The organism is Streptomyces montanus, from assembly GCF_005786655.1.
GTDB classification, from domain to species: domain Bacteria; phylum Actinomycetota; class Actinomycetes; order Streptomycetales; family Streptomycetaceae; genus Streptomyces; species Streptomyces sporangiiformans.
In genome coordinates this window covers 25,886-41,040 of sequence record NZ_VBZC01000013.1, presented here as the reverse complement: position 1 = coordinate 41,040, position 15,155 = coordinate 25,886, and the positions used below count along the sequence as shown (strand labels likewise).

Annotated in this window: 11 protein-coding genes; 6 read left to right on the top strand and 5 right to left on the bottom strand. The window is 69.8% G+C overall.

Annotated features, from left to right (window positions below):
* Positions 1–44: 44 nt before the first annotated feature.
* Entirely contained in the window at positions 45–3,560 is a 3,516-nt protein-coding gene (gene metH, locus FE633_RS13890; protein ID WP_138045448.1) for a methionine synthase, read from the bottom strand.
* 325 nt (positions 3,561–3,885) lie between these two features.
* Here metH and FE633_RS13885 point away from each other — a divergent pair, with 325 nt between their 5' ends.
* From FE633_RS13885 to FE633_RS13860, 6 genes are all read left to right on the top strand, one after another.
* Entirely contained in the window at positions 3,886–4,650 is a 765-nt protein-coding gene (locus tag FE633_RS13885; RefSeq protein ID WP_138045447.1) for an IclR family transcriptional regulator, read from the top strand.
* A gap of 279 nt (positions 4,651–4,929) precedes the next feature.
* Entirely contained in the window at positions 4,930–5,718 is a 789-nt protein-coding gene (locus tag FE633_RS13880; protein ID WP_138045446.1) for an MIP/aquaporin family protein, read from the top strand.
* Positions 5,719–5,847: 129 nt separating this feature from the next.
* On the top strand, positions 5,848–7,386 hold the full coding sequence (gene glpK / locus FE633_RS13875; RefSeq protein WP_138045445.1) for a glycerol kinase GlpK: 1,539 nt from the start codon (positions 5,848–5,850) through the stop codon (positions 7,384–7,386).
* Between the two features lie 18 nt (positions 7,387–7,404).
* Positions 7,405–9,039, top strand: coding sequence for a glycerol-3-phosphate dehydrogenase/oxidase (locus FE633_RS13870; RefSeq protein WP_138045444.1), 1,635 nt, complete (start codon positions 7,405–7,407; stop codon positions 9,037–9,039).
* 187 nt (positions 9,040–9,226) lie between these two features.
* Positions 9,227–9,898 (top strand): FadR/GntR family transcriptional regulator, encoded by a 672-nt coding sequence (locus FE633_RS13865; RefSeq protein ID WP_138045443.1) that lies wholly within the window; start codon positions 9,227–9,229, stop codon positions 9,896–9,898.
* 157 nt (positions 9,899–10,055) lie between these two features.
* Complete coding sequence (locus tag FE633_RS13860; protein ID WP_138045442.1) at positions 10,056–11,060, top strand: PAC2 family protein; 1,005 nt, start codon at positions 10,056–10,058, stop codon at positions 11,058–11,060.
* Between the two features lie 112 nt (positions 11,061–11,172).
* Here the strand turns inward: FE633_RS13860 and FE633_RS13855 are convergent, their stop codons facing one another.
* From FE633_RS13855 to FE633_RS13840, 4 genes are all read right to left on the bottom strand, one after another.
* Positions 11,173–12,129, bottom strand: coding sequence for an SMP-30/gluconolactonase/LRE family protein (locus FE633_RS13855; protein ID WP_138045441.1), 957 nt, complete (start codon positions 12,127–12,129; stop codon positions 11,173–11,175).
* A gap of 250 nt (positions 12,130–12,379) precedes the next feature.
* On the bottom strand, positions 12,380–13,609 hold the full coding sequence (gene mshC / locus FE633_RS13850; protein ID WP_138045440.1) for a cysteine--1-D-myo-inosityl 2-amino-2-deoxy-alpha-D-glucopyranoside ligase: 1,230 nt from the start codon (positions 13,607–13,609) through the stop codon (positions 12,380–12,382).
* A gap of 97 nt (positions 13,610–13,706) precedes the next feature.
* A complete protein-coding gene (locus FE633_RS13845) occupies positions 13,707–14,519 on the bottom strand; it encodes an SCO1664 family protein (protein WP_171059943.1) in 813 nt (270 codons plus the stop codon).
* Complete coding sequence (locus FE633_RS13840; protein WP_138045438.1) at positions 14,483–15,073, bottom strand: DUF3090 domain-containing protein; 591 nt, start codon at positions 15,071–15,073, stop codon at positions 14,483–14,485. The genes FE633_RS13845 and FE633_RS13840 overlap by 37 nt, the downstream gene beginning before the upstream one ends.
* Between the last annotated feature and the right edge of the window lie 82 nt (positions 15,074–15,155).

Sequence of the window (15,155 nt, the reverse complement as noted above, 5' to 3'; positions counted from 1 at the left end):
GTCTCAGCGTGCCCTCGCAAGGCCGCCTCAGTGTGAACTCATCCTTAGCGGGCGTTGAAGTACTTCGCCTCGGGGTGGTGAATCACGATGGCGTCCGTGGACTGCTCCGGGTGCAGCTGGAATTCCTCGGAGAGCTGGACGCCGATCCGCTCGGGCTCCAAGAGCTCGGCGATCTTCGCGCGGTCCTCCAGATCCGGGCAGGCTCCGTAGCCGAGCGAGAAGCGGGCGCCGCGGTACTTCAGCGCGAACATGTCCTCCATCTCGGCGGGGTCCTCACCGGCGAAGCCGAGTTCCGTGCGCACCCGTGCGTGCCAGTACTCCGCCAGTGCCTCGGCCAACTGCACGGACAGGCCGTGCAGTTCGAGGTAGTCGCGGTAGGCGTTGGACTCGAAGAGCTTCGCCGTCTCCTCGCCGATCCGCGAACCGACGGTGACGACCTGCAGCCCGACGACGTCCGTCTCGCCCGACTCCTCGGGCCTGAAGAAGTCGGCGAGACACAGTCGGCGGCCGCGGCGCTGACGCGGGAAGGTGAACCGGGTGCGCTCGTTGCCCGCCTCGTCCAGGAGGATCAGGTCGTCGTCCTTGGACACGCAGGGGAAGTAGCCGTAGACCACGGCCGCTTCGAGGAGGTTCTCGGTCTGCAGCTTGTCGAGCAGTCCGCGCAGCCGGGGGCGGCCATCGGTTTCGACCAGTTCCTCGTACGTGGGTCCGTCGCCCGTGCGTGCCTGCTTCAGACCCCACTGGCCCTTGAACAGCGCACCCTCGTCCAGCCAGGAGGCGTACTCCTTGAGCTGGATGCCCTTGATGACGCGGGTGCCCCAGAACGGCGGCTCGGGGACGGGGTTGTCGACCGCCACGTCCGAGCGGACGGCGCCTTCTTCCTGCGGACGTTCCTCGACCTGTGCGGAGGCCGCCCGCACCCGGCGCTGCTTGAGCTCCGGCAGCGTCGCACCGGGTACCCCGCGTTTGACGGCGATCAGGGCGTCCATCAGGCGCAGGCCCTCGAACGCGTCGCGGGCGTAGCGGACTTCGCCCTCGTAGATCTCGTGCAGGTCCTGCTCGACGTAAGCGCGGGTCAGGGCCGCGCCGCCGAGGATCACCGGGAAGTCGGCCGCCAGCTTGCGCTGGTTGAGCTCCTCCAGGTTCTCCTTCATGATCACGGTGGACTTCACCAGGAGACCGGACATGCCGATGACGTCGGCGCGGTGCTCCTCGGCGGCCTCCAGGATCGCGGAGACGGGCTGCTTGATGCCCAGGTTCACCACGCTGTAGCCGTTGTTGGACAGGATGATGTCGACGAGGTTCTTGCCGATGTCGTGCACGTCGCCGCGCACGGTCGCCAGCACGATGGTGCCCTTGCCCTCGTCGCCCTCGACCTTTTCCATGTGCGGTTCGAGATAGGCCACCGCGGTCTTCATGACCTCGGCGGACTGCAGCACGAACGGCAGTTGCATCTGGCCGGAACCGAACAGTTCGCCGACGACCTTCATGCCCTCGAGGAGGGTGTCGTTGACGATGTCGAGCGCCGGGCGGTCCTTCAGCGCGTCGTCGAGGTCGGCTTCGAGCCCGTTCTTCTCCCCGTCGATGATGCGCCGCTTGAGCCGCTCCTCCAGCGGCAGCGCGGCCAGCTCCTCGGCCCTTCCGGCCTTCAGGGACTTGGTGGTCGCGCCCTCGAAGAGCTCCATCAGCTTCTGGAGGGGGTCGTAACCCTCGGAGCGACGGTCGTAGATGAGGTCGAGGGCGGTGGTGACCTGCTCCTCGTCGAAGCGGGCGATCGGCAGGATCTTGCTCGCGTGCACGATCGCCGAGTCGAGGCCCGCCTTGACGCACTCGTCGAGGAAGACCGAGTTGAGCAGGATGCGGGCGGCCGGGTTGAGGCCGAAGGAGATGTTGGACAGGCCGAGCGTGGTCTGTACGTCCGGGTGACGGCGCTTCAGTTCGCGGATCGCGTCGATGGTGGCGATGCCGTCCTTGCGGGACTCCTCCTGGCCCGTGCAGATGGTGAAGGTCAGGGTGTCGATGAGGATGTCGGACTCGTGGATGCCCCAGTTGCCCGTCAGGTCGGCGATGAGCCGCTGGGCGATCTCGACCTTCTTCTCGGGCGTACGGGCCTGGCCCTCCTCGTCGATGGTCAGCGCGATCAGCGCGGCGCCGTGCTCCTGTGCGAGCCGGGTGACCTTCGCGAACCGCGACTCGGGGCCGTCGCCGTCCTCGTAGTTGACGGAGTTGATGACCGCCCGGCCGCCCAGCTTCTCCAGCCCCGCCTTGATGACGTCGACTTCGGTGGAGTCCAGGACGATGGGCAGCGTGGAGGCGGTGGCGAAGCGGCCGGCCAACTCCTCCATGTCGGCGACGCCGTCGCGGCCCACGTAGTCGACGCACAGGTCGAGCATGTGCGCGCCTTCGCGGATCTGGTCGCGGGCCATCTCGACGCAGTCGTCCCAGCGGGCGTCCAGCATGGCCTCGCGGAACTTCTTGCTGCCGTTGGCGTTGGTGCGCTCGCCGATGGCCATGTACGAGGTGTCCTGGCGGAACGGGACAGTCTGGTAGAGGGAGGCGGCGCCGGGCTCGGGCTGGGGGTGCCGCTCGGTGGGCGTCAGCTCCCGTGCGCGCTCGACGACCTGGCGCAGATGCTCCGGCGTCGTACCGCAGCAGCCGCCCACCAGGGAGAGGCCATATTCGCGTACGAAGGTCTCCTGGGCGTCGGCCAGTTCGGGTGCCGTCAGCGGATAGTGGGCGCCGTTCTTGCCCAGGACCGGCAGGCCCGCGTTCGGCATGCAGGACAGCGGTACGCGGGAGTGGCGGGCGAGATAGCGCAGGTGTTCGCTCATCTCGGCCGGGCCCGTGGCGCAGTTCAGTCCGATCATGTCGATGCCGAGCGGCTCCAGCGCGGTCAGCGCCGCACCGATCTCCGAGCCGAGCAGCATGGTGCCGGTGGTCTCGACGGTCACCGAGACGATCAGCGGCAGGTCCAGGCCCGAGACGTCGAGGGCACGCCGGGCGCCGAGGACGGCGGCCTTGGTCTGGAGCAGGTCCTGGGTGGTCTCGACCAGGAGTGCGTCGGCGCCGCCGGCGATCATGCCCTCGGCGTTCTGCTGGTAGGCGTCACGCAGCGTCGTGTACGGGGCGTGGCCGAGGGTCGGCAGCTTGGTGCCGGGGCCCATGGAGCCCAGCACCCAGCGCTGCTGCCCGGTCTTCCGGGTGAAGTCGTCCGCGACCTCGCGTGCGATCCGGGCGCCCGCCTCGGAGAGTTCGTGGACGCGCTCGGGGATGTCGTACTCCGCCATCGCGGAGTGGTTCGCCCCGAAGGTGTTGGTCTCGACGCAGTCGACACCCACGGCGAAGTACTCCTCGTGGACGGACCGGACGATGTCGGGGCGCGTGAGGTTCAGGATTTCGTTGCAGCCCTCGAGGTTCTCGAAATCCTCGAGTGTCGGGTCCTGGGCCTGGAGCATCGTGCCCATGGCGCCGTCCGCCACCACCACTCGGGTGGCGAGCGCATCTCGTAGGGCGGCGGCACGGGTCCGGCTGTCAGCGGAAGGGGTTGGCGACGAGGCCATGAAGAGAGCTCCCTGGGGTGCGACGGCTGTCGGCTATGCGTCTTCTTCCGGTGGAAGGCGCACCTCGCCAGGGTAGCCGGGAGCGGCGCCGGATGGTCGGGGGGTCCACGGGGCGGACGGGTGTGGCGGACGCGGCGGAGGGGTTGCGTGGAAGCGGTGGAGGGGTTGGGCGGGCGCGGTGGACGCGGCGCCAGTGGATATTAGGCCGAAACCTGGGGGCCAGGTATTAGCGAGAGGTCGGCAACGACCGATAGTGTTCAGCATTGTCGAACGGCGCCACGGGAGCCCGTACGTCGACAGCCGAGGGGACGGAGGCAGGACTGCGATGGCACGGAACATCCAGTCGCTCGAACGGGCGGCCGCGATGCTGCGGCTGCTCGGCGGCGGTGAGCGACGGCTCGGTCTCTCGGACATCGCCTCCTCGCTCGGTCTCGCCAAGGGCACGGCCCACGGCATACTGCGCACGCTCCAGCAGGAGGGCTTCGTCGAGCAGGACGCCGCTTCCGGCCGCTATCAGCTGGGCGCGGAACTGCTGCGGCTGGGCACCACGTACCTGGACGTCCACGAGCTGCGCGCGCGTGCCCTCGTATGGACCGACGACCTGGCCCGCTCCAGCGGCGAGAGCGTCTACCTCGGTGTCCTTCACCAGCACGGCGTACTGATCGTGCACCACGTCTTCCGGCCCGACGACAGCCGTCAGGTGCTGGAGGTGGGCGCGATGCAGCCGCTGCACTCCACGGCCCTGGGCAAGGTGCTGTCGGCCTACGACCCGGTGGCGCACAGCGAGGTCGTGGAGGCCGAGCGCAAGGAGTTCACGGCCCGCACGATCAGCGAGCTGGACGCGCTCGAGGACGTCCTCGACCTCACCCGGGCGCGCGGGTACGCGGCCGACGTGGAGGAGACCTGGGAGGGCATAGCGTCCGTCGCCGCGCCCATCCACGACCGGCGGCGGATGCCGGTCGGTGCGGTGGCCGTCACAGGGGCCGTGGAGCGGGTCTGCGCGGACGGGGAGCTGCGTGCCGGGCTGATCGCGGCGGTACGCGACTGTGCCCGCGCCGTGTCGCGGGACCTGGGCGCCGGTTGGTACTGAGCGAGCGCGGCGCCGCGCGCCCCGGAATCGCTCACTCGCCTCAAGATCGATAGCTCGCGGCGATCAATAACGATCGTATTTTCGATATCGCGACCCTTGACGTGCCACTTACCTCGGGGCAAGACTCGCGTCCATCGGTCGGCATTGTCGAACACCTACCGGCAATAAGCGCTAGAGTGTGGCAACGCCACGGGCCGGCATCGCCCTCAACCGAGGGCGCGGACCACCGGAGGGACCCGGGGTTCGCCTTCCCCTGGACGAAGGACAAAGGAGTCGCGGGTGTCCAGCTCCGACATCTTCATCGGCGAGACCATCGGTACCGCCATACTCATCCTGCTCGGAGGCGGCGTCTGCGCCGCCGTCACGCTGAAGGCCTCGAAGGCACGCAACGCCGGGTGGGTCGCCATCATCTTCGGGTGGGGCTTCGCGGTGCTCACGGCGGCCTACACGACAGGGCCGATCTCCGGTGCCCACCTGAACCCGGCCGTCACCGTCGGCATCGCGCTCAAGGACGGTGACTGGAGCAACGTCCCCGTCTACTTCGCGGGCCAGATACTCGGCGCCATGATCGGCGCGGTCCTGGTCTGGATCGCCTACTACGGCCAGTTCCAGGCCCACCTCACCGACCGCGAGATCGTCGGCGGCCCCGGCGCCCAGGACACCAAGTCCGTCGAGGCCCAGGAGGCCCAGGCCGGCCCGGTACTCGGCATCTTCTCCACCGGCCCGGAGATCCGGAACGCGGTGCAGAACCTCGCCACGGAGATCATCGGCACGTTCGTGCTGGTACTCGCGATTCTCACCCAGGGCCTGAACGACAGCGGCAAGGGACTCGGCCCCCTGGGCGCGCTGATCACCGCCCTCGTGGTCGCCGGCATCGGTCTCTCCCTCGGCGGGCCGACCGGCTACGCGATCAACCCGGTCCGTGACCTCGGTCCCCGCATCGTGCACGCCCTGCTGCCCCTGCCCAACAAGGGCGGCTCCGACTGGGGCTACGCCTGGGTCCCGGTCGTCGGTCCGCTGATCGGCGGAGCGATCGCCGCGGGCATCTACAACGTCGCTTTTGCTTAAGGCCATACGTCCGCTCGGAGCCATACGCCCGCTCGGAGCGATAAGCCCACTCAGAGCCACACGCCCGCTCAGAGCCGCAGGCAACACGCCGTAAGCCGGCCCTTTACCACGGACTTTCAGGAGCACACCGTGACCGACGCGCACACCGCCGGGCCGTTCATCGCCGCCATTGACCAGGGCACCACCTCCAGCCGCTGCATCGTCTTCGACCGGGACGGCCGCATCGTCTCCGTCGACCAGAAGGAGCACGAGCAGATCTTCCCGAAGCCGGGCTGGGTCGAGCACAACGCCGCCGAGATCTGGACCAACGTCCAGGAGGTCGTCGCCGGGGCCATCGAGAAGGCCGGCATCACCCGTGACGACATCAAGGCCATCGGCATCACCAACCAGCGTGAGACCACGCTGCTCTGGGACAAGAACAGCGGTGAGCCGGTCCACAACGCCATCGTCTGGCAGGACACCCGCACCGACTCCCTCTGCAAGGAACTCGGCCGCAACGTGGGCCAGGACCGCTTCCGCCGTGAGACGGGCCTGCCCCTCGCCTCGTACTTCGCGGGTCCGAAGGCACGCTGGCTGCTCGACAACGTCGAGGGGCTGCGGGAGCGCGCCGAGGCGGGCGACATCCTCTTCGGCACCATGGACTCCTGGGTCATCTGGAACCTGACCGGCGGCGTCAACGGCGGCCACCACGTCACGGACGTCACCAACGCCTCCCGCACCCTCCTCATGAACCTCCACACGATGGAGTGGGACGAGAAGATCTGCGACTCCATCGGCGTGCCGCGGCAGATGCTGCCGGAGATCCGCTCCTCCGCCGAGGTGTACGGCGCGGTCACGGGCGGCAAGCTCGGCGACATCCTCGGCGGCATCCCCGTCGCGTCCGCGCTCGGCGACCAGCAGGCGGCCCTGTTCGGCCAGACCTGCTTCGCCGAGGGCGAGGCCAAGTCGACGTACGGCACCGGCACCTTCCTGCTGATGAACACCGGTGAGAAGCCGGTCAACTCGTACAACGGCCTGCTGACCACGGTCGGCTACCGGATCGGCGACGAGAAGCCGGTCTACGCCCTGGAGGGCTCCATCGCCGTCACCGGTTCGCTGGTGCAGTGGATGCGTGACCAGATGGGCCTGATCAGCACCGCCGCCGAGATCGAGACGCTGGCGCTCTCGGTCGAGGACAACGGCGGCGCCTACTTCGTGCCGGCCTTCTCCGGCCTGTTCGCCCCGTACTGGCGCTCCGACGCCCGCGGTGTGATCGCCGGCCTCACCCGGTACGTCACGAAGGCGCACCTCGCGCGCGCCGTCCTGGAGGCCACCGCCTGGCAGACCCGTGAGATCACCGACGCCATGACGAAGGACTCCGGCGTCGAGCTCGCGGCTCTCAAGGTCGACGGCGGCATGACCTCCAACAACCTGCTGATGCAGACGCTCTCGGACTTCCTGGACGCCCCCGTGGTGCGCCCGATGGTCGCCGAGACCACATGCCTCGGTGCCGCCTACGCCGCCGGTCTCGCCGTCGGCTTCTGGTCCACCACCGACGACCTGCGCGCCAACTGGCGCCGCGCCGCCGAGTGGACTCCCAACATGGCCGCGGAAGCCCGCGACCGCGAGTACAAGAGCTGGCTCAAGGCCGTGGAGCGGACCATGGGCTGGCTCGAAGACGAGAACTGACGAGGAGTAAGAACCCGCATGACCAGTCAGTCCACCCTGCAGTCCGTACCTGCCCCTGGTACGCACCCGGCCTCCGGCTCCGCTGTGTTCCGTTCCAGGGCAGCGAGCCGCGCCGAGGCTCGGGAGCAGCTTTCCCAGGCGGCGTACGACCTTCTCGTCATCGGCGGCGGCATCCTGGGCATCTCCACCGCCTGGCATGCCGCGCAGTCCGGGCTGCGGGTGGCGCTGGTCGACGCCGGCGACTTCGCCGGTGCCACCTCCTCCGCCTCCTCGAAGCTCCTCCACGGCGGTCTGCGCTATCTGCAGACCGGCGCGGTGAAGCTGGTCGCGGAGAACCACTTCGAGCGCCGTGCGGTCTCCCGCCAGGTGGCCCCCCACCTGGCGAACCCGCTCACCTTCTACCTCCCCGTGTACAAGGGCGGGCCGCACGGCGCGGCGAAGCTGGGCGCCGGTGTGTTCGCGTACTCGGCGCTGTCGGCCTTCGGCGACGGTGTGGGGCATCTGCTGAGCCCGTCGAAGGCCGCGCAGGACGTTCCCGAGCTGCGGACGGACAACCTCAGGGCCGTGGCCGTGTACGGCGACGACCAGATGAACGACTCCCGGATGGCCCTGATGACGGTCCGGGCGGCCGTCGAGTCGGGCGCCGTCGTACTCAACCACGCCGAGGTCACCGGACTGCGCTTCACCCGGGGGCGGGTGACCGGTGCGGAGCTGCGCGACCGTCTCGACGGCAGCGAGTTCGGGGTCTCGGCGCGGCTGGTGCTCAACGCGACCGGCCCGTGGGTCGACCACCTGCGCCGGATGGAGGACGCGAACGCGGCGCCGTCCATCCGCCTGTCGAAGGGCGCGCACCTGGTTCTCAAGCGCACGTCGCCGTGGAAGGCCGCGCTGGCCACCCCGATAGACAAGTACCGCATCACCTTCGCCCTCCCCTGGGAGGACATGCTGCTGCTCGGGACGACCGACGAGCAGTACGAGGGTGACCCGGCGGACGTCGCGGTCAACGAGAAGGACATCGCACAGATACTGGACGAGGCCGCGTTCTCGATTCGCGACCAGCAGCTGTCCCGCGATCTGATCACGTACTCGTTCGCGGGTCTGCGCGTCCTGCCCGGCGGCCCCGGCGACACGTCGACGGCCAAGCGTGAGACGGTCGTCACGGAAGGCCGGGGCGGCATGCTGTCCGTCGCGGGCGGCAAGTGGACGACGTTCCGTCATATCGGCCGTACGGTCATGAAGAAGCTTCAGGCGCTGCCGGGACGGCCGCTCGGCGAGGACTTCGAGCCGATCTCCGCGCTGCCCAAGAGGCTGCCGCTGCCCGGTGTCGCGAACCCGCGTGCGGTCGCGCACCGCCTCCTCGTGGACGGCCCGGCCCCCGGCCCGCGCATGGCCGCCGACACCGCCAGGCATCTGGCGACGCACTACGGTTCGCTGGCCTTCGACATCGCGCGTCTCGCGAACGACGACCCGCGGCTGGGCGAGCGTGTCCACCCGGACGCCCCGGAGATCTGGGCGCAGGTCGTCTACGCCCGGGACAACGAGTGGGCCGAGACGGCGGACGACGTGCTGCGGCGCCGTACGACGCTGACGATCCGCGGGCTCGCGACGGACGAGGTCCGCGCCGAGGTGCAGGATCTGCTCGACAAGAAGTAGGCGCAGGAAGCAGTAGGCGCAGGAAGAGGTGGGCGCGGGCACGGCGAGTGCCTCGCCGGAGGGGCGGCTTCCCCGTAGTGGAGCCGCCCCTCCGGCATGCCGGAGATGAGCAGCGCACGGGCCTCACCTGTACGGTCGAAGCCCCCATAATGAGACATCGGATGTCTGAGCGACAGGGAGGCCCGCCATGGCAGTCACCGATGAGGCGATCGAGAAGATCAAGGGAATGATCGTCTCCGGCGCACTGAGCCCCGGCGACCGGCTCCCCAAGGAGAGCGAGCTCGCCTCCGATCTGGGCCTGTCCCGCAACTCCCTGCGGGAGGCCGTCCGCGCGCTCTCCCTGATCCGCATCCTGGACGTACGGCAGGGTGACGGCACGTACGTCACCAGTCTGGACCCGCAGCTCCTGCTGGAGGCGCTGAGTTTCGTCGTGGACTTCCACCGCGACGACACGGTCCTGGAGTTCCTCGCGGTACGCCGCATACTGGAGCCGGCCGCGACCGCGATGGCGGCCTCGCGCATCAGCGCACAGCAACTGGACGCGCTCACCGCACAGTTGGACGCGCTGGGTGCCGAGCCCTCGGTGGAGGAGCTCGTCGCCTGCGACCTGGAGTTCCACCGGGGCATCGTGCAGAGCTCCGGCAACTCGGTGCTCTGCTCGCTCCTCGACGGCCTCTCCGGTCCGACCACGCGGGCCCGCATCTGGCGCGGGCTGACCCAGGAGGACGCGGTCAGCCGCACCCTGCACGAGCACCGCGCGATCCTCACGGCCCTGCGCGACCGGGACGCCGAGGCGGCCCGCTCCTGGGCGACGGTGCACATCGCGAGCGTGGAGCAGTGGCTGCGCAGCACCTTGTGAGGGCGTCAGAGACAGCTCGGACGACTGGGAAGGGTGTTCCGGGCCGGCTCTTGGGGCAGTGATGCGTTCACTACCCCGCGCAAGGGGGATGCGGGAGCACCATCCGTACGCCGTAAGGTTGGGGCGTACGCGAGGGCACGTCGGAAGGAGGCGCTGGGTGATCGAGCTCGAGGGGGTTCCCGAGCTGGTCGACCCGGTCATGGTGGCCGCGTTCGAGGGCTGGAACGACGCCGGCGACGCCGCTTCCACCGCGGTCGCGCATCTCGACAGGGAGTGGAAGGGCGAGGTCTTCGCGGCGCTGGACGCCGAGGACTACTACGACTTCCAGGTGAACCGTCCCACCGTGTGGCTGGACGGCGGCGTTCGCAAGATCACGTGGCCCACGACCCGGCTCTCGGTGGTCCGGGTCGGCGGCGACAAGCCGCGGGACCTGGTACTGGTCCGCGGTATCGAGCCGTCCATGCGCTGGCGCTCGTTCTGCAACGAGTTGCTGGGCTTCGCGCATGAGCTGGGCGTGGAGCTGGTGGTGATCCTGGGCGCCCTGCTCGGTGACACCCCGCACACACGTCCCGTGCCGGTCAGCGGGGTCACGTCCGACGCGGATCTGGCCCGCACCATGGAGCTGGAGGAGACCAAGTACGAGGGTCCGACGGGCATCGTCGGCATCCTCCAGGAGGCGTGCACGCACGCGGGCGTACCGGCGGTGTCGTTGTGGGCGGCCGTGCCTCACTATGTGTCGCAGCCGCCGAACCCGAAGGCGACGCTGGCCCTCCTCAACCGTCTGGAGGACCTCATCGACCTGCGCATTCCGCTGGGCGAGCTGCCCGAGGACGCACGGGCGTGGCAGCTGGGCGTGGACCAGCTGGCCGCCGAGGACAGCGAGGTCGCCGAGTACGTGCAGTCGCTGGAGGAGGCCCGGGACACCGCCGAGCTGCCCGAGGCGTCGGGCGAGGCGATCGCCCGCGAGTTCGAGCGATATCTACGCAGACGGGACGGCAGCGGCCCGGCGGGCCAGACCGGCGGGCACGCCACGGAGAGCGGCGACTCAGCCTCGTACCTCCGTGACAACCCGACCGACCGCACCCGGCCGCCGAAGCCGCAGCGGCCGGATCCCGGCGACCCGACCGACGACGGCTCCGCCGAGGGTTCGTCGGAGGAGTGAACCGACCGAGGGTGGTGCGCCGAGTGCGCACCACCCTCGGTCGGTTCCGCTCGGTGGTTCCGCGCCGTCGGTTCCGCTCGGTCGGTTCCGCAGCGGTCAGACCTCTGAACGGTCAGACCTTCCGTACCGCCACCACGTCGTACTCGGTGTCCGGGGTCGGCGCCTCGACGTCGAAGCGGGCGTTCGGCAGATACAGCCGGTCCCTCCAGGCCGCGACCGTCGTCGGGATCCTGAAGCGCGGGTCGGTGATCCTGGTGATCGCCGTGCCCCTGGTCCCGGAGTCGTTCAGCCGGAACACGTCGATCGCGTTCTGCTGCTGCTGAACGGCGTAGAGGATCCGTCCGAGGAGCAACAGGCCGTCCCCGTTGGGCAGTTTGGCCGCGCCCAGGTCGACCGCGCGGGCGGACCCGGTGCCGGGGTCGACCCGCATCAGAGTGCCGCCGTCCGCGTAGGCGTTCACCACGAGCAGGGCGCTGCCGTCCGGCGTGCGCTCGATGCCGTTGGCGGTGAAGTCGGTTCCCTGCTCCCAGTCGCCGCTCAGCGGCACGGTGGTGACAGCTTCGGGCTTGCCGTGCCTGCCCAGCGAGAGCCGGTAGAGCCGCGGCGCGAACGAGTCGGTGAACCAGGCGGCATCCGGTGTGAGGATCACATCGTTCACAAAGGTGCCCCCGACGGCGTACACCTTCTCGAGCTCGCCGCTGCGGGCGTCGACGGTCCGCAGCTCACCGCTCGGTCCGCCGGCGACGAAGAGCCTGCCGTACCGGTCGATCTTCAGCCCGATGGAGGGGTGTTCGGCCCCCAGGCCCTTGCTGATGACAGCGCCGCGCCCAGTGGCCAGGCTCGCCCGGTAGATGTCGCCGTTCGCGAGGGATCCGAAGTATCCGTATGGGCGGGAGCCGATGGCTATGCCCTCGGGCTGGAAGCCGTTCGGCAACAAGAACCGGGTGGGCCAGGGCTGTTCGGCTCCGCGGGTCGTGCCGGCCGCGTGTGCGGTGCCGCCCAGGAGCGACGCGCCTCCCACGGCCACGGCTGTGGTGAGAAGTCTTCGACGTGCGAAGGAACGGTCCATGATGCGTCCTTACGCAAAGGGGCCGACCCGGGGGCCGGCCAGACGGTCAACAGACCTTGTCACCCCATCACATAAAGGTCGTCTCCGCAGGCCAATACGCCTGCTGCCAAACGCAGTCGGCGAAGTCAAGGGTGGGAGAGGAGAGGAGAGGAGAGGAGAGGCGAGGAGGGGCGAGGCGAGGCGAGTCAGCCCGGACGCGCGGGCGCCGGGCGGGAAAGGTCCCACCCGGCGACCGACGGCGCGCAGCGCCTTACAGGGCCACGCCGAGGAGCGCGTCCACGGCACGTGATACGACGCCGGGGGCGCCCTCGTCGGTACCGCCCTGTTCCTGCTGGCGGGCGGCCCAGCGGTCGACGGCCCTGAGCGCCGTCGGCGCGTCCAGGTCCTCCGCGAGGGCCTCGCGGATCTCCTCGACGAGCGCGTCGGCGGGCGGCCCGTCGGGCCGTGACACGGCGGCCCGCCAGCGGCCGAGCCGCGCGAGGGCCTCCTCGAGGACCTGATCGGTCCACTCCCAGTCGGCCCGGTAGTGGTGCGCGAGCAGGGCGAGCCGGATGGCGGCCGGGTCGACTCCGTCGCGCCGCAACGTCGACACGAAGACCAGGTTGCCCTTGGACTTCGACATCTTCTCGCCGTCGAGCGCGACCATGCCGGCGTGCACGTACGCCTTGGCGAAGGGGAACTCGCCGGTCAGTGCCTGCGCGTGGGAGGCGCCCATCTCGTGATGCGGGAAGGCGAGGTCGGAGCCGCCGCCCTGCACGTCGAAGCCCATGCCCAGGTGGTCGAGCGCGATGGCGACGCACTCGATGTGCCAGCCGGGGCGGCCCCGACCGAGCGAACCGCCGTCCCAGCTCGGCTCGCCCTCCCGGGCGGCCATCCAGAGCATCGGGTCGAGCGGGTTCTTCTTGCCCGGACGCTCCGGATCACCACCGCGCTCGGCGGACAGCAGCCGCATCGCCGCGGCGTCCAGACGCGAGACCTTGCCGAAGTGCGGGTCGGCCTCGACGGAGAAGTAGACGTCGCCTTCGAGTTCGTACGCGGCGCCGGCGTCCCGCAGCCGCTCGACGAGCGGGATGATGCCGGGTATCGCCTCGACGGCGCCGATGTAGTGCCGCGGGGGCAGCATCCGCAGGGCGGTCATGTCCTCGCGGAAGAGGGCGGTCTCCTTCTCGGCGAGCCCGGCCCAGTCGATGTCGTCCCGCGCCGCCCGCTCGAGAAGCGGATCGTCGACGTCCGTCACGTTCTGGACGTAGTGAACCTGCCGCTTGGTGTCGAGCCACACGCGCTGCACGAGGTCGAACGCGTTGTAGGTCGCCGCGTGACCGATGTGGGTCGCGTCGTACGGGGTGATGCCGCAGACGTAGATACGGGCGACGGGGCCGGGGTCGAGGGTGACGAGCCCCTCGGTCGCGGTGTCGTGGATCCTCAGGTCGCGGCCCTGTCCAGACAGGGCGGGGACCTCGGAAGCGGGCCAGGCATGCATGTCATGAGCCTAACCGGACGGAAGTTCCGCATACGAACCGGTCCAGGCCCGTTGTCCGGGAAGGCGTTCTTGCGTGTGCGGCCGCCATCTGCTCGCCCTACACGGGCGGCCACGGAATCGCGGGCCACTCCCCCGAGGGCTCCGGGTGCCGTCCGGTGGTGAGCAGATCGACGACACGCGCGCGTGTGGCGTCCAGTTCGGCCGCCGTGATGAGCTCGCCCAGCCGCAGGCCCAGCGCCCCGTCCAGAGCCTGTCTGAGCCGCCCGAGAACATCGAGGGCCTCAGGGGTGAGCTTCTCCCCCGCCCAGCCCCACAGCAGCGTCCGCAGCTTGTTCTCGGCGTTGAAGGTGACCCCGTGGTCGATTCCGTACAGCCGGCCCTCAGGGGTGGGCAGCAGATGCCCGCCCTTGCGATCGGCGTTGTTGATCACGGCGTCGAGTACGGCGAGCCTGCGCAGCCGCTCGTCGTCGGCGTGCACGAGCAGCGCCGTACGCCCCTCACCGACCTCGGCGAACCCGACGGCCTTCCAGCCGTCGCCGGGCTCCTCCGCGTCGACCAGCGCGAGCAGCTCGGCGCCGGGTGTCGGCTCGACCCACAGCTGGCACATGCCCTCGCCGTACGGCCCCTCGCGCAGCACGGTCGTGGGGACGAGACCCCAGCCGGTCGCCTCGGACACCTCGTACGCCGCGACCTCCCGCTGCGCCAGCGTCCCGTCGGGGAAGTCCCACAGCGGGCGCTCGCCGGCGACCGGCTTGTAGACGCAGGAGGCCGTTCGGCCCTCGTACGCCGCGTCGCAGAGCAGCACCGCGTTGGAGGCCTCACGCACGCGACCGCGCACCGTCAGCTCGCCCTCGGCGAGCAGCTCGGCCGTGGTCACGTCTCGCGACGGTATCCGTTCTGGCGCGGACATACGTGTCCTTCCGGGTCGAGCGGGAGGCTGCACAGCGGACACGGCGGCCGGCCCGCGTTGACGACGTCGAGGGCGCGCTTGGCGAACGCCCTGGCCTGCGCACCGGTGAGGCGGACCCGCAGCATCGGCGGACCGTTCTCCTCGTCCTGCAGAAGCTGTTCCTCGGCGGCGGCCAGGTCCTCCTCGGAGTCGGCGTCCAGCTCCACGAGCGCCTGCGCCTCGACGATCATGCGCTGTTCGTCGCCGTCCCAGGCCAGCGCCATGGTGCCGACCCGGAACTCCTCGTCGACGGGAGTCTCGAGCGGCTCGGTGTCGGAGACCTCCGTCGGGGCCATCGCCGGGACGGCCGCGCTGCCTCCCGTACGCCGTACGACCTCGTCCAGAAGCTCATCCATGCGCTCGGCGAGCGCCGCCACCTGCGTCTTCTCCAGGGCCACGCTGGTCACCCGGGGTCCGGCCGAGGCCTGCAGGAAGAAGGTACGGCGCCCGGGCAGCCCGACCGTACCGGCCACGAAACGGTCCGGTGGGTCGTAGAGGAACACCTGACGGGACACGTCCTGTCTCCATTGGATCGAATGCATCTGTCTTCGACTGCGCTTGCTGGCAACTGCTGCCCTGCTTCAACCGCTTCACCCT

Bases quoted from the DNA above. Each gene is read 5' to 3' on its own strand.
- metH (WP_138045448.1), bottom strand. From the start codon at position 3,560: ATGGCCTCGTCGCCAACCCCTTCCGCTGACAGCCGGACCCGTGCCGCC.
- FE633_RS13885 (WP_138045447.1), top strand. From the start codon at position 3,886: ATGGCACGGAACATCCAGTCGCTCGAACGGGCGGCCGCGATGCTGCGG.
- FE633_RS13870 (WP_138045444.1), top strand. From the start codon at position 7,405: ATGACCAGTCAGTCCACCCTGCAGTCCGTACCTGCCCCTGGTACGCAC.
- FE633_RS13865 (WP_138045443.1), top strand. From the start codon at position 9,227: ATGGCAGTCACCGATGAGGCGATCGAGAAGATCAAGGGAATGATCGTC.
- FE633_RS13855 (WP_138045441.1), bottom strand. From the start codon at position 12,129: ATGGACCGTTCCTTCGCACGTCGAAGACTTCTCACCACAGCCGTGGCC.
- mshC (WP_138045440.1), bottom strand. From the start codon at position 13,609: ATGCATGCCTGGCCCGCTTCCGAGGTCCCCGCCCTGTCTGGACAGGGC.
- FE633_RS13845 (WP_171059943.1), bottom strand. From the start codon at position 14,519: ATGTCCGCGCCAGAACGGATACCGTCGCGAGACGTGACCACGGCCGAG.